Consider the following 15385-nt stretch of genomic DNA (forward strand, 5'->3'; position numbering starts at 1 on the left):
CTCTAAGCTTCCAGCTCGCCGCTTGAAGCTTGTAACGTGAAGCTGCCCGGAGGGCTCCTCATGAGCTATGTGATCGACCGACGCCTCAATGGCAAGAACAAGAGCACGGTAAACCGCCAGCGTTTCCTACGGCGTTACCGTGACCACATCAAAAAGGCCGTCGAAGAGGCCGTCAGCCGCCGCTCCATTACCGACATGGAGCATGGTGAGCAAATCAGCATTCCCGGACGGGATATCGACGAACCGGTCCTGCACCATGGCCGCGGCGGCAAACAGACCGTCGTGCACCCTGGTAACAAGGAGTTCACCACCGGCGAACATATCCAGCGACCTCAAGGCGGTGGTGGCGGCAAAGGTCCAGGCAAAGCCGGCAATTCTGGCGAAGGCATGGACGAGTTTGTGTTCCAGATCACCCAGGAGGAATTCCTCGAGTTCATGTTCGAGGACTTGGAATTACCCAACCTCGTCAAACGAAACCTGACCGGTACCGACACCTTCAAGACCGTGCGGGCAGGTATCAGTAACGAGGGCAACCCGTCACGGATCAATATCATCCGTACCCTGCGCTCGGCCCATGCACGGCGTATCGCCCTGTCGGGCAGCAGCCGCGCCAAATTGAAAGAGGCCAAGGAAGAGTTGGCGCGCTTGAAGCGCGAAGAACCGGATAACTTCGGCGATATCCAGGAAATCGAGGCGGAAATCGAGAAACTCAATGCGCGCATCCATCGTGTGCCGTTCCTCGACACCTTCGACTTGAAATACAACCTGCTCGTCAAACAACCGAACCCCAGTTCCAAGGCGGTGATGTTTTGCCTGATGGACGTTTCCGGCTCCATGACCCAGGCCACCAAGGACATCGCCAAACGGTTCTTCATCCTGCTCTACCTGTTCCTGAAGCGAAACTACGACAAGATCGACGTAGTGTTCATCCGCCATCACACCAGCGCCCGGGAAGTCGACGAAGAAGAGTTCTTCTACTCGCGGGAAACCGGCGGCACCATCGTGTCCAGCGCCCTGAAGCTGATGCAGGAGATCATGGCCGAGCGCTACCCGGCCAACGAATGGAATATCTACGCCGCTCAAGCCTCTGACGGCGACAACTGGAATGATGATTCGCCCATCTGCCGCGACATTCTGATCAACCAGATCATGCCGTTCGTGCAGTACTACACTTACGTTGAAATTACCCCCCGTGAGCACCAGGCCCTGTGGTTCGAATATGAGCGCATCGGCGAAGCTTTTGCCGACACGTTCGCCCAGCAGCAACTGGTCTCGGCCGGCGATATCTATCCGGTCTTCCGTGAACTCTTCCAGCGCAGGTTAGTGACATGACCGCCAAAAAAGAGACTAAGCGCCAACCCATTTCCACCGGCTCCGAGTGGACCTTTGAGCTGATCCAAGCCTATGACAAGGAAATCAGTCGGATCGCGGCGGGTTATGCTCTGGACACATACCCCAACCAGATCGAAGTGATCACCGCTGAGCAGATGATGGATGCCTACGCGTCTGTTGGTATGCCGCTGGGTTATCACCATTGGTCCTACGGTAAACACTTCCTCAGCACCGAGAAGTCCTACACCCGCGGCCAGATGGGGCTGGCCTACGAGATCGTGATTAACTCCGACCCATGCATCGCCTACTTGATGGAAGAAAACACCATCTGCATGCAGGCATTGGTGGTGGCCCACGCTTGCTATGGGCATAACAGCTTTTTCAAAGGCAACTACCTGTTCCGCACCTGGACCGATGCGAGTTCGATCATCGATTACCTGGTGTTCGCCAAGCAGTACATCATGCAGTGTGAGGAGCGCCACGGGATCGACGCAGTGGAGGACTTGCTCGACTCTTGTCATGCCCTGATGAACTACGGGGTCGACCGCTACAAGCGCCCGTACCCGATTTCCGCCGAGGAAGAACGCTTGCGTCAGAAGGAGCGTGAAGAGCATCTGCAGAAGCAAATCAACGACCTGTGGCGCACTATTCCTAAACGCGCCGACAAAAACAGCGACAAGGACAATGCGCGCTTCCCCGCCGAACCTCAGGAAAACATCCTATATTTCCTGGAAAAACACGCCCCACTGCTGGAACCATGGCAACGGGAAATCGTGCGCATCGTGCGCAAGATCGCCCAGTACTTTTATCCACAGCGCCAAACCCAAGTGATGAACGAAGGCTGGGCGACGTTCTGGCACTACACGCTTATGAACGACCTGTACGACGAGGGCTTGGTCACCGACGGCTTCATGATGGAGTTCCTCACCTCCCATACCAGTGTGGTATTTCAGCCTGGCTTCGACAGCCCGTATTACAGCGGCATCAACCCTTACGCTCTGGGTTTTGCCATGTACCGCGACATCCGGCGCATGTGCGAACACCCGACCGAAGAGGACCGCCGCTGGTTTCCGGAAATCGCCGGCAGCGACTGGCTGTCCACCATCAAGTTCGCCATGAGCAGCTTCAAGGACGAGAGTTTTATCCTGCAGTACCTGTCACCCCAGGTGATCCGCGACCTCAAGCTGTTCAGCATCCTCGATGACGATCTCAAGGACGATTTGGTGGTCCCGGCCATCCACGATGAGCCCGGCTACCGCATCATCCGTGAAACCTTGGCCGCGCAGTACAACCTGGGCAACCGGGAGCCCAACGTACAGATCTACAGCATTGATGTCCGCGGAGACCGCTCGCTGACCTTGCGTCACCAGCAACATGACCGCAAACCCCTGGGCGAATCCACCGAGGAAGTACTCAAGCACTTACACCGGTTGTGGGGTTTTGACATCCATCTGGAAACCCTGCAAGGCGATCAGGTGATGAAAACTCACCATGTTCCACCGCGCAGTGATCACAACGATAACGACTATGGTCGCCTGGACATGGCCGTCGTTCACCTCTGAAACAGCAAAGCCTCCATTGGTCAGGCACAGGCGGTATCCTGTGCCGCTAATGGAGGCTTTTTCATGAAAATCTACAAAGTCGGCGGCGCCGTGCGTGACCGCCTGCTGGGCATCAAGGTCACTGATATCGACCGCGTCGTTGTCGGCGCGACCACCGAGGAGATGCTGGCGAAGGGCTTCAAGCCGGTAGGCGCTGACTTCCCGGTGTTCCTGGACCCGAAGAACGGCGACGAATATGCTTTGGCCCGCACTGAGCGCAAGAGCGGCCGGGGCTATGGCGGTTTTGTCTTTCACGCCAGCCCCGAGGTCACGCTGGAAGAAGACCTGATCCGTCGCGACCTGACCATCAACGCAATGGCTGAAGACGATGACGGCAACCTGACCGACCCCTACAACGGCCAGCGTGACCTCGAAGCCCGCGTTCTGCGCCATGTTTCCCCCGCTTTCGCCGAAGATCCCCTGCGAGTTCTGCGCGTCGCACGTTTTGCCGCTCGCTATGCACATCTTGGTTTTACAGTGGCACCGCAGACTCTGGAACTGATGCGTCAACTCAGCGAGTCAGGCGAATTGGAAGCCCTGACGCCGGAGCGCAGCTGGAAGGAAATCTCCCGAGCGCTGATGGAAGATCAGCCTCAGGTGTTTATTCAGGTCCTGCGCGACTGCGACGCACTGAAAACCTTGATGCCGGAAGTGAATGCACTCTTCGGCGTCCCCCAACCCGAGGCCCACCACCCCGAGATAGACACTGGCGTGCATACCTTGAGCGTGCTGGAGCAGGCCGCCTTGCACAAACAGCCACTGACCGTGCGCTGGGCCTGCCTGCTGCATGACCTGGGCAAAGGTCTAACGCCTGTGGATAAGTTGCCGCAGCATATCGCCCATGAGCATCGGGGCTTGAAGCTGATCAAGGCAGTCAATGAACGTTTCAAAGTGCCAAGGGATTGCCAGGAGCTGGCGCTGCTGGTGGGTCAATATCACACCCACGGCCATCGAGCGCTGGAGCTGAAAGCCTCGACGCTGCTGGAGTTACTGCAAAGTTTTGACGTATATCGCCGACCGCAGCGCTTTGAGGAGTTTGTGGTCGCCTGTGAAATGGATGCCCGGGGCCGCAAGGGCTTCGAGCAACGCAGTTATCCACAGGCAGATTATTTGCGCGGTGCGGCGCAGACAGCACGCGAGGTGGCGGTGGCGCCATTGGTGGAGAAGGGTTTCAAAGGCCCTGAGCTGGGCGAAGCCTTGAAGCGCGAACGGCTCAAGGCATTGCAGGCCTACAAGGAACAACGCGCCCTATCGAATTAGAAGCGCATTCGGCGTCAGGTGCTGGCCCTGCCACTCAAAGGCGACAGGCGCCAACAACTGATCGATCTGCGCATCCCGCCACAGATCAGCCATCGTTTTACCCACCTCAGGATGCACGCGGTCCGGCGCCATCAACGACAGCGGCCACAAAACAAAGGCGTTTTTCAGGATTTCCGCACGGGGCAGAATCAAACCGTCGAAATCCCCCACCAACTCGCCGTACAGCAGCACATCGATGTCCAATGGCAGGCCTTTGCGGTCCGGCGCGTAGCGGCCGTTTTCAGCTTCGATGGTCTTAAGACGGCGGTCCAATTCTGTCAACGACAGGTCGGTATAGGCCGACACCACCAGATTGAAGAACGGCCCGCTTTTGATGCCCACCGGCTGGCTTTCGAACACCGCCGAGCAGCGCATATCCGTCAGAAAGCTCGCTAACGCGTCGAGCCCGGCGCACAGATGGAGCTCGCGCTCGATATTGCTACCGAGGCCAAGGTAAACCTGAGTTAGCGACATCCGCGCTCAATCTCCACGCCCACACCTTTGGCGGCCGGTACTGCGCCGGGCTTGGTCAGTTTGAGGTGCAGCCAGGGAATCTGGAACTCACTCATCAACACTTGGGCCAAGCGTTCAGCAAAGGTTTCCACCAGTTGGTACTGGGACTGCTCGGCAAACGCCTGGATACGCGCCGAAACGCTGGCGTAATCCAGCGCCAAGGTCAGGTCGTCACCTGCGGCGGCCGGGCGGTTATCCCACGCGAAGCTCAGGTCCAGACGCAGGCATTGGCGGATCCCGCGCTCCCAGTCGTAGGCCCCGATCACGGTGTCGACTTCCAGGCCTTCGATAAACACTCTGTCCAAGCTCTTCTCCGCAGCACGACAAGGGCGCGATGCCCCGTTAGAATCAGGGCGTCCTCGCCCGGAATAGTTAGCATGTTTTGGTCACTGGCGATTCTCGCCTACCTGCTCGGCTCGCTGTCCTTCGCCATTTTGCTCAGCCGCCTGACGGGAAACCCCGACCCGCGAATGAGTGGTTCCGGCAATGCTGGCGCCACCAACATGTTGCGCCTGGCCGGCAAGAAGCTCGCCGTGCTGACGCTGCTGGGCGATCTGTGCAAGGGCTTGCTGCCCGTGCTGATCGCCAGCACCGCCGGCCTTACCCTGCAACAGCAGGCCTGGGTGGGCGTGTGCGCCGTCCTGGGCCATCTGTTTCCACTGTACTTCCGATTTCGCGGCGGCAAAGGTGTCGCCACGGCGGCCGGTATGCTGCTGGGGATCTACCCACCGGCGGCACTACTGGCCGTGCTTGCCTGGCTGCTGACGTTCTACCTGACCCGAACCAGCTCACTGGCGGCGCTGATCGCCACGCCGCTCACCCTGCCATTGCTGGCCTGGCAGGAACCGGCGGCGCTGCTGCCGATGAGCGTGCTGACATTGCTGATCGTCTGGCGCCATCGGGGCAATTTACGCGACCTGTTTGCCGGGCGCGAACGGCATTTTTAAATCCCCAAGATGAGCCTGGCTCACGTCGCGCCCAAATAACGGCCTACAACGGCGGTAGCTGCTCCATCGGCCAACGTGCCTGCACGCTGATCGCCAGGCTTTCGTGCTGCCCCGCCAGCAGACGCTGGCAACCGGCATAGGCGATCATGGCGCCATTGTCGGTGCAAAACTCAGGGCGGGCGTAGAACACATCCCCCTTCATATCACCGAGCATTTTTTCCAATGAACTGCGCAGCGCCTTGTTTGCGCTGACGCCGCCAGCAATCACCAGACGCTTCATGCCAGCCTGTTTCAGAGCACGCTTGCACTTGATGGTCAAAGTCTCCACCACGGCCTGCTGGAACGCCAGAGCGATGTCGCAACGGGCTTGCTCACTGTCGTCCCCGGCGCTGACGCTGTGCTGCCAGGTATTCAGTGCGGAGGTTTTCAACCCGCTGAAGCTGAACATCAAACCGGGGCGATCGCACATCGGACGCGGGAATGTGTAGCGACCAGCAACGCCCTTTTCGGCGAGACGGGCGATTTCCGGTCCGCCGGGGTAATTGAGGCCCATCATCTTCGCAGTCTTGTCGAAAGCTTCGCCGGCGGCGTCGTCCAGCGACTCGCCCAAAAGCGTGTATTGACCGATTCCGTCGACCTGAACCAGCTGCGTATGCCCCCCCGAAACCAACAAAGCGACGAACGGGAACTGCGGCGGGTTTTCTTCCAGCATCGGCGCCAGTAAATGGCCTTCCATATGGTGCACACCCAGGGCTGGAATACCCCAGGCGAAAGCCAGCGCCTGTGCGCAAGAGGCCCCAACCAGAAGGGCTCCGACCAATCCAGGGCCCGCCGTGTAGGCAATCGCGTCGATCTCGGTCGGCACACAACCGGCCTCGTCCAGCACCTGGCGAATCAAGGGCAGCATGCGCTTGACGTGATCACGGCTGGCCAGCTCCGGCACCACGCCGCCATAAGCGCGGTGCAGGTCGATCTGACTGAACAGTGCATCGGCCAAAAGCCCGCGTTCACTGTCGTAAAGTGCGACACCGGTTTCGTCGCAGGAGGTTTCAAGTCCCAGTACTAGCATGGGTTTGCGCCTTGTAGAGGCTAAATTCGAAGGCGCGCATAATAGTCGCCACTCCCCCTCCCGACTAGCGGTTTTCGATCAGAGGCTTTGCATTCCGGTCAATGAGGGGTTAACATCCGCAACCCTTAAAAACCGACGACCTCAGCCGCGAATTTTTTGCGACGAGAACGTTGATCCCGGTAATGAAAGAAGGTAGCTCTGGATGCCAGCCGTCAAAGTTAAAGAGAACGAACCCTTCGACGTAGCTCTGCGTCGTTTCAAGCGCTCCTGCGAAAAAGCCGGTGTACTGGCCGAAGTTCGTAGCCGCGAATTTTACGAGAAGCCAACTTCTGAGCGTAAGCGTAAAGCAGCAGCCGCTGTTAAGCGTCACGCCAAGAAAGTTCAGCGCGAGCAGCGCCGCGCCGTTCGTCTGTACTAATACACAGACGTTCGTAGCAAGCTTCTGCCAAGCCCGGCCCTTCAGCCGGGCTATTGGCATTTGCAGATATCGCTTGATGCTTCATCGTCGAAGCCGCACATGCGACTGAGACAACTGCTTCACACGTCAGGACTGGCTCTTTTGCCAGCGGTGCACGTCTCTTCTGACGAGCCTAACAAGGCTACTGACGAGCACACTTATTCTGTAAACAGGCGATCAACGGTCGGCTGTGCCCATCGATGAGCTTCCGAGGCCGCCAGCGGCCAAGACCGGAGCCAGGGGCAACATTTCTTCGCCGAAGACTGATAGAAATTAACGTCAGTGAATGCTCGGCAGATACACTTCCATACAGCCCAAGCAGACGATTGATGGTCGAGCCACTCGACTCAAGCGCTTGAGCACTTCACGGGCCCTCATTTACACGCAGTGCTGACGAGAACGCCATGACCGGGCTAATTCCCCAGAGCTTTATTGACGACCTTCTGAACCGCACCGACATCGTCGATGTTGTCAGCTCGCGCGTGCAATTGAAGAAAGCCGGCAAGAATTACACCGCCTGCTGCCCGTTCCACAAAGAAAAAACCCCGTCGTTCAGCGTCAGCCCAGACAAGCAGTTCTATTACTGCTTTGGCTGCGGCGCAGGCGGTAACGCCCTCGGTTTCTTGATGGACCACGACAACCTGGACTTCCCCCAGGCAATCGAGGACCTGGCGAAAGCCGCCGGCATGGAAGTCCCCCGCGAAGAAAGTGGCCGCCCGCACAAACCACGGCAACCCACCGATTCGCCGCTATACCCGCTGCTCACTGCCGCCGCCGACTTTTACCGGCAGGCACTGAAGAGCCATCCTCAGCGCAAGGCAGCAGTCGATTACCTCAAGGGGCGCGGCCTTACCGGTGAAATCGCTCGCGACTTCGGTCTCGGCTTCGCGCCACCCGGCTGGGACAACCTGTACAAACATTTGAGCAGCGACACTCTGCAGCAAAAAGCCATGATCGACGCAGGCCTCCTGGTGGAAAACGCCGAGACCGGCAAGCGCTACGACCGCTTCCGCGACCGCGTGATGTTCCCTATCCGTGACAGTCGCGGCCGTATCATCGCCTTCGGTGGCCGCGTACTGGGCGACGACAAGCCCAAGTACCTGAACTCCCCGGAAACCCCGGTGTTCCACAAAGGCCAGGAACTCTACGGCCTGTTCGAAGCGCGCAAGAACAATCGCAACCTCGATGAAATCATCGTGGTTGAAGGCTATATGGACGTGATCGCCCTCGCTCAGCAAGGCTTGCGCAACGCCGTGGCCACCCTTGGCACCGCCACCAGCGAAGAACATCTGAAGCGCCTGTTTCGCGTCGTGCCCAGCGTGCTGTTCTGCTTCGACGGCGACCAGGCTGGCCGCAACGCCGCTTGGCGCGCACTCGAAGCCACGCTGTCGAGCCTGCAGGATGGGCGCCGCGCGCGCTTCCTGTTCTTGCCCGAGGGAGAGGACCCGGACACCCTGGTGCGCTCCGAAGGCACTGACGCATTCCGTGCACGCATCAACCAACATGCGCAGCCGCTGGCCGATTATTTCTTCCAGCAACTGACTGAGGAAGCCGATCCGCGCTCCCTTGAAGGCAAGGCCCATATGGCCACCCTCGCAGCGCCGCTGATCGACAAGGTGCCTGGCGCCAACCTGCGCACCCTGATGCGCCAACGCCTGCTGGAAATTACCGGGCTAAGCGGCGAAGCCGTCAGTCAGCTGGTGCACAGCGCACCGCAGGATGCTCCGCCCGCCTACGACCCGGGCATGGATTACGACGCCATGCCGGACTATGCCGACTTCCAGCCGCAGGAGGCCTACGCGCCCCAGCAGGAATGGACGCCGAAGAAGCCCGGTGCCGGCGGCAAGAAATGGGACAAGAAACCGTGGAGCAAGAACGGCAAGCGTGGCGATCGCGATGAGGCCTACGCCCCACGCACGCCAGTTGCCGTAGAAGCGCCCACGCTGATCGCCCTGCGCACGCTCATTCACCACCCGCAACTGGCGGGCAAGGTCGAAAGTGCCGACCATTTTGCCAATGCGAGCAATACCTACGCTCAGGTGCTGATCGCGCTGATCGAAGCCGTGCAGAAAAATCCTAAGCTAAACTCAATTCAGCTGATGGCACGCTGGCACGGCACAGAACAAGGGCGCTTGTTGAAAGCACTTGCGGAAAAGGAGTGGCTAATTGACGGCGATAACCTTGAACAACAGTTTTTAGACACCATTACTAGGTTATCTGCGGGTCAGCATACGCAAACCCTCGATGAACTCATCAAGAGAGCAAGACAGCCAGGATTATCGGCTGAAGAGCAAATTCAGATAGCAAAACAGATGCGCGACCTCTTAAAACAGAATGTTTCCGCATCAAACCCGACCTCAGCTGGCGTGTGAGGTCATAGCTCGGGTATAATCCTCGGCTTGTTTTTTGCCCGCCAAGACCTTCAGTGGATAGGGTGTTATGTCCGGAAAAGCGCAACAGCAGTCTCGTATCAAAGAGTTGATCACCCTTGGTCGTGAGCAGAAGTATCTGACTTACGCAGAGGTCAACGACCACCTGCCTGAGGATATTTCAGATCCTGAGCAGGTGGAAGACATCATCCGCATGATTAATGACATGGGGATCCCCGTACACGAGAGTGCTCCGGATGCGGACGCCCTTATGTTGGCCGACGCCGATACCGACGAGGCAGCCGCTGAAGAAGCCGCTGCTGCGTTGGCCGCGGTGGAGACCGACATCGGTCGCACGACTGACCCTGTGCGCATGTATATGCGTGAAATGGGTACCGTCGAGTTGCTGACACGCGAAGGCGAGATCGAAATCGCCAAGCGTATCGAAGAGGGCATCCGTGAAGTGATGGGCGCAATCGCGCACTTCCCTGGCACGGTTGACCACATTCTCTCCGAGTACACTCGCGTCACCACCGAAGGTGGCCGCCTGTCCGACGTCCTGAGCGGTTATATCGACCCGGACGACGGTATTGCGCCGCCTGCTGCCGAAGTACCGCCGCCTGTCGATGCGAAAGCCGCAAAAGCGGACGACGACTCCGATGACGACGAGGCTGAAGCCAGCACCGACGACGAAGAAGAAGTCGAAAGCGGTCCAGACCCGATCATCGCTGCCCAGCGTTTCGGTGCGGTTTCCGATCAAATGGAAGTCACCCGCAAGGCCCTGAAAAAGCACGGTCGCTCCAACAAGCTGGCAATTGCCGAGCTGCTGGCGCTGGCTGAGTTGTTCATGCCAATCAAGCTGGTTCCGAAGCAATTCGAAGGCCTGGTTGAACGCGTTCGCAGCGCCCTTGAGCGTCTGCGCGCACAAGAGCGTGCGATTATGCAGCTCTGTGTTCGTGATGCTCGCATGCCGCGTACTGACTTCCTGCGCCAGTTCCCGGGCAACGAAGTTGACGAAAGCTGGAGCGACGCTCTGGCCAAAGGCAAGGCGAAGTATGCTGAAGCCATTGGTCGCCTGCAGCCGGATATCATCCGCTGCCAGCAGAAGCTGACTGCACTTGAGACCGAAACCGGTCTGACGATTGCCGAGATCAAGGACATCAACCGTCGCATGTCGATCGGTGAGGCTAAAGCCCGCCGCGCGAAGAAAGAGATGGTAGAAGCGAACTTGCGTCTGGTGATCTCCATCGCCAAGAAGTACACCAACCGTGGCCTGCAATTCCTCGATCTGATCCAGGAAGGCAACATCGGCTTGATGAAGGCTGTCGACAAGTTCGAATACCGTCGCGGCTACAAGTTCTCGACTTATGCCACCTGGTGGATCCGTCAAGCGATCACTCGCTCGATCGCCGACCAGGCCCGCACCATTCGTATTCCGGTGCACATGATCGAGACGATCAACAAGCTCAACCGTATTTCCCGGCAGATGTTGCAGGAAATGGGTCGCGAACCGACCCCGGAAGAGCTGGGCGAACGCATGGAAATGCCTGAGGATAAAATCCGTAAGGTATTGAAGATCGCTAAAGAGCCGATCTCCATGGAAACCCCGATCGGTGATGACGAAGACTCCCACCTGGGTGACTTCATCGAAGACTCGACTATGCAGTCGCCAATCGATGTCGCCACTGTTGAGAGCTTGAAAGAAGCGACTCGCGACGTACTGTCCGGCCTCACTGCCCGTGAAGCCAAGGTACTGCGCATGCGTTTCGGCATCGACATGAATACCGACCACACCCTTGAGGAAGTCGGTAAGCAGTTTGACGTGACCCGTGAACGGATCCGTCAGATCGAAGCCAAGGCGCTGCGCAAATTGCGCCACCCGACTCGAAGCGAGCATCTGCGCTCCTTCCTCGACGAGTGATACCAGAACCCCCGGCCCATGCCGGGGGTTTTGTTTTGCATAGATAAAATCCCGTACTGCCCCACTCCCCCCGCAATGCCCGTCTACACTCGACACATTCCCCCGTGCCATAACGAGACCGTTATGCCCAGATTGCCGACCGTGATACTGCTGTCGCTGCTGAACTGGACCGCAACGGCTGGCGCGTTGACTCTTACTGATGATGAGCGTGGCTGGCTGGCGGACCATCAGGAGCTGAGACTGGGAGTGGACCCCTCGTGGCCACCCTTCGAATACCGTGATGAAAATGGTCGATACCAAGGCTTGTCGGCGGATTATGTGCGTCTGATCCAGGATCGCCTGGGCGTCAGGGTCAAGATAATCGAGCCGCCGAGCTGGGGTGCCGTATTGGAGATGGCTCGAAGCAATCAGCTCGACCTTATCCCCAGCATCATGTCGACACCGGAGCGCCAGAATTATCTGGCCTTCACCCGGCCTTACATCGATTTTCCGATGGTGATTCTTGCCCACGAAGGCGGGGCACGGCCGCGTAATCTCAAGGACCTTTACGGATTGAAGGTTGCCGTGGTGGAAAACTACGCCCCTCACGAGTTGCTGCGCACCCACCATCCTGACCTCAACCTGGTCGCGATGCCCAACGTCAGTTCCACGCTGCAGGCCTTGGCGACCGGCGAAGTCGATACCGTGGTCAGCGACCTGGCGTCCAGCGTCTGGAGCCTGCGCGAACTAAAACTCGATGGTCTATACGTCAGCGGCGACACCCCTTACCGCTATCAATTGGCGATGGGAGTGCCACGGGACGACAAAATACTGGTGGGCATCCTGGATAAAGTCCTGGCCGACCTCAGCCCCGATGAAACCAATGCCATCCAACAGCACTGGGTAGGCAACTTCACGGATAACCGCACGTTCTGGCGCGACCTGCTGATGTACGGCCTGCCCGCCGTGCTGCTGCTAATCGCCGTATTGGCCGTCGTGATTCGGATCAATCGCCGGCTGAGTTCGGAAATTTCCCGCCGCGTCGCGCTTGAACAAGAATTGCGCAGCAGCGAGTACCACTATCGCGGCCTGGTAGAAAGCTTGTCCGCTATTGCCTGGGAAGCCAGCATCACCGATTTCACCTACAGCTACGTGTCGCCCCACGCCGAGGACCTGCTGGGTTACCCACGAGCCCATTGGCTGATTCCGGGCTTCTGGCGCAACATCATTCACCCCGCCGACCTGATCCGCACCGAAGCCTATTGCTATCGCGAAACCCGCGCCAACCGCGACCACAGCATTGATTACCGAGTGATCACCGCCGACGGCCGCTGTTTGTGGGTACGCGATATTGTCAGCCTGATCGAACACGGCCATGAGCCGGTGCTGCGCGGCTTGATGATTGATATCAGCGAGGCCAAGCGCACCGAGGAGGCGCTGCAGCTGTCCGAGCAGAAGTTTGCCTCGGTCTTCCAGCAATGCCCCGACATCCTGGTGATCGCGCGGCTTTCCGATGGCTGTCTGCTGGAGGTCAATAAAGCGTTCGAAGATCAAATCGGCCTGACTGCCGAGGAAGTGATCGGCAGAACCGGCACGGAACTGGAGATATGGGGCATCCCGGGCATCGGTCCGGAGTTGTTGCAACGCGTCCAGACAACCAGTATTCGCAACCTTGAAATGCCGTTTTTGCGCAGCAACGGCCAAGCCTTCACCGGGCTTATCTCCGCGGAGCCCTTCCAGCTCGACGCGATTGAAGCCATCGTGGTGGTGGTGCGCGATATCACCCAACTCAAGGAAACCCAGCAACTGCTGCAAACCTCCGAAGAGAAGTTCGCCAAAGCCTTCCATGCTTCGCCCGACGGCTTGCTGCTGAGCCGCCAACGCGACGGCCTGCTGATTGAAGTCAACGAAGGTTTCAGCCGCCTGACCGGTTACACCAGCGCCACCTCTCTCGACCAATCAACCCTGGAACTGGGCATCTGGGTCGATCTCAACGAACGCAAACACATGCTGGAACTGATGCAGCGAGATGGCTTTGTGCGTGATTTCATCTGCCACATACGACGTAGCGACGGTGAAATTCGGATGTGTGAAGTGTCCAGTCGCCCGCTGCCGATCGCCGGGGAAGACTGCATGCTGACCATCGCCCGCGACATCACCGAACGTCAATTGATGCAGGAAAAACTGCAACAGGCCGCGACGGTATTCGAGAGTACCGCCGAAGGCGTGTTGATCACCGACACCCGGCAGAACATCAGCGCCGTCAACCGCGCCTTCAGCGAAATCACTGGCTACAGCGAAGCCGAAGCCCTCGGCCAAACACCCCGCCTCCTCGCCTCTGGCCTGCATGACAGCGCGTTTTACGCCGCGATGTGGCACCAATTGACGGCCCAAGGTCATTGGCAGGGCGAGATTTCCAACCGTCGAAAGAACGGCGAACTGTACCCCAGTTGGCTGACCATCAGCGCTGTGCGCAACCGGGATCAATTGATCACTCACTTTGTGGCGGTGTTTGCAGACATCTCCAGCCTCAAACTGGCCCAGGCGCGCCTCGATTATCAGGCGCACCACGATCCACTGACCGGGCTGCCCAACCGCACTCTATTTGAAAACCGGTTGCAGGCAGCCCTAAACGGCCATCAAGAGACTGGCAAACAGGGCGCGGTGTTGTTCCTCGATCTGGACCGCTTCAAACACATCAACGACAGCCTCGGCCACCCGATCGGCGATCTGCTGCTCAAAGACATTGCCGTGCGCCTCAAGGACCAACTGCGAGACATCGATACCGTAGCGCGCCTGGGCGGCGATGAATTCATCATCCTGCTACCCGGCCTGCAACACGCCAATGACGCCGAGCAATTGGCCAACAAGTTACTGACCTGCTTCACCCCGCCATTCCAGGCTGGCGAGCACGAGTTCTTCATCAGCGCCAGCATCGGCACCAGCCTTTACCCGCAGGACGGTACGGATGTCGCCACCTTGGTCAAGAATGCCGACGCTGCGATGTATCGATCCAAAGCCAAGGGACGTAACCGGGTCGAAAGCTACACCCGCGACCTGACGGCTCAGGCCAACGAGCGTGTGGCACTGGAGCATGAACTGCGGCGAGCCATCGAACGTAAAGAGCTGAGCCTGTATTACCAGCCGAAACTGAGCCTGGTAACACAAGAACTGATCGGTGCCGAAGCCCTGATCCGCTGGCATCACCCCACCTTTGGCGACGTACCGCCAGAACACTTTATTGCCCTGGCCGAAGAGAACGGCACGATCCTGCAAATTGGCGATTGGGTCTTGGAACAGGCCTGCCGACAACTGCACGCGTGGCAGGGCACCTACGAAGATTTCGGCCCGCTGTCGGTCAACCTCGCCGGTGCGCAGCTACGCCATCCCGGCTTGCTGAGTCGAATAGAACAACTGTTGCGCGACTACCACCTCGACCCAGGTCACCTGCAACTGGAGATCACTGAAAATTTCATCATGAGCCAGGCCGAAGAAGCACTTGAGGTGCTACACCAACTCAAACAACTGGGCGTGCAGCTGGCAATTGATGACTTCGGCACTGGCTACTCGTCCCTCAGCTACCTTAAACGGCTACCGCTGGATTTCCTGAAGATCGACCAATCCTTCGTCCGCGGCCTGCCGGACGACCCCCACGACGCCGCCATCGTGCGCGCTATCATCGCCCTGGGCCACAGCATGCAATTCACCATCATCGCCGAAGGCGTGGAGAACCCCGCGCAGCAAGCCTTCCTGGCAGCTGAGGGCTGCGAACAGATGCAAGGCTACATCGTCAGCTTGCCACTGCCGCCGGAGCTTTTTGTCGCTACCTTCCTTCGTATGAGCATTGAGGATTTTTCGGATAGCACACAGAAGAAACCATAGTTATAATCCGCGACCT

General features: G+C 58.5%; 11 protein-coding genes. 8 read left to right on the forward strand and 3 right to left on the reverse strand.

What is annotated here, in order from left to right:
- The first annotated feature begins 60 nt into the window (after positions 1-60).
- From LRO94_RS25965 to LRO94_RS25975, 3 genes are all read left to right on the forward strand, one after another.
- Positions 61-1332 carry a YeaH/YhbH family protein gene (locus LRO94_RS25965; protein ID WP_179179813.1) on the forward strand — a complete coding sequence of 424 codons (1272 nt, stop codon included), beginning with the start codon at positions 61-63 and terminating at the stop codon, positions 1330-1332.
- Entirely contained in the window at positions 1329-2894 is a 1566-nt protein-coding gene (locus LRO94_RS25970; protein ID WP_032883861.1) for a SpoVR family protein, read from the forward strand. The genes LRO94_RS25965 and LRO94_RS25970 overlap by 4 nt, the downstream gene beginning before the upstream one ends.
- Before the next feature lie 63 nt (positions 2895-2957).
- Positions 2958-4193: a multifunctional CCA addition/repair protein gene (locus LRO94_RS25975; protein WP_099601627.1), complete on the forward strand. Its 1236-nt coding sequence runs from the start codon at positions 2958-2960 to the stop codon at positions 4191-4193.
- Here the strand turns inward: LRO94_RS25975 and folK are convergent.
- A complete protein-coding gene (folK, locus tag LRO94_RS25980; RefSeq protein ID WP_095185045.1) occupies positions 4182-4706 on the reverse strand; it encodes a 2-amino-4-hydroxy-6-hydroxymethyldihydropteridine diphosphokinase in 525 nt (174 codons plus the stop codon). The genes LRO94_RS25975 and folK overlap by 12 nt on opposite strands.
- Complete coding sequence (gene folB / locus LRO94_RS25985) at positions 4697-5050, reverse strand: dihydroneopterin aldolase (protein ID WP_032883867.1); 354 nt, start codon at positions 5048-5050, stop codon at positions 4697-4699. Before folB ends, folK begins: the two co-directional genes overlap by 10 nt.
- Before the next feature lie 72 nt (positions 5051-5122).
- Between folB and plsY the strand changes: the two genes are divergently transcribed.
- The gene (plsY, locus tag LRO94_RS25990) at positions 5123-5692 is read left to right on the forward strand and encodes a glycerol-3-phosphate 1-O-acyltransferase PlsY (protein WP_032883869.1); all 570 of its coding nucleotides are present in this window, start codon (positions 5123-5125) and stop codon (positions 5690-5692) included.
- A 43-nt stretch (positions 5693-5735) separates the two neighbouring features.
- On the opposite strand, the gene tsaD is transcribed toward plsY, so the two are convergent.
- Positions 5736-6761, reverse strand: coding sequence for a tRNA (adenosine(37)-N6)-threonylcarbamoyltransferase complex transferase subunit TsaD (tsaD, locus tag LRO94_RS25995; protein ID WP_032883871.1), 1026 nt, complete (start codon positions 6759-6761; stop codon positions 5736-5738).
- A gap of 202 nt (positions 6762-6963) precedes the next feature.
- Here tsaD and rpsU point away from each other — a divergent pair, with 202 nt between their 5' ends.
- The 4 genes from rpsU to LRO94_RS26015 all read left to right on the forward strand — a co-directional run bounded on the left by rpsU (position 6964) and on the right by LRO94_RS26015 (position 15369).
- Complete coding sequence (gene rpsU, locus LRO94_RS26000) at positions 6964-7179, forward strand: 30S ribosomal protein S21 (RefSeq protein ID WP_002551877.1); 216 nt, start codon at positions 6964-6966, stop codon at positions 7177-7179.
- A gap of 443 nt (positions 7180-7622) precedes the next feature.
- Positions 7623-9590: a DNA primase gene (gene dnaG / locus LRO94_RS26005; protein ID WP_179179812.1), complete on the forward strand. Its 1968-nt coding sequence runs from the start codon at positions 7623-7625 to the stop codon at positions 9588-9590.
- A 67-nt stretch (positions 9591-9657) separates the two neighbouring features.
- Positions 9658-11508: an RNA polymerase sigma factor RpoD gene (rpoD, locus tag LRO94_RS26010; RefSeq protein WP_032883873.1), complete on the forward strand. Its 1851-nt coding sequence runs from the start codon at positions 9658-9660 to the stop codon at positions 11506-11508.
- Positions 11509-11631: 123 nt separating this feature from the next.
- Entirely contained in the window at positions 11632-15369 is a 3738-nt protein-coding gene (locus LRO94_RS26015) for an EAL domain-containing protein (RefSeq protein ID WP_032883874.1), read from the forward strand.
- The last annotated feature ends 16 nt before the right edge of the window (positions 15370-15385 follow it).

This window comes from Pseudomonas sivasensis (genome assembly GCF_021391435.1).
Taxonomy (GTDB): domain Bacteria; phylum Pseudomonadota; class Gammaproteobacteria; order Pseudomonadales; family Pseudomonadaceae; genus Aquipseudomonas; species Aquipseudomonas sivasensis.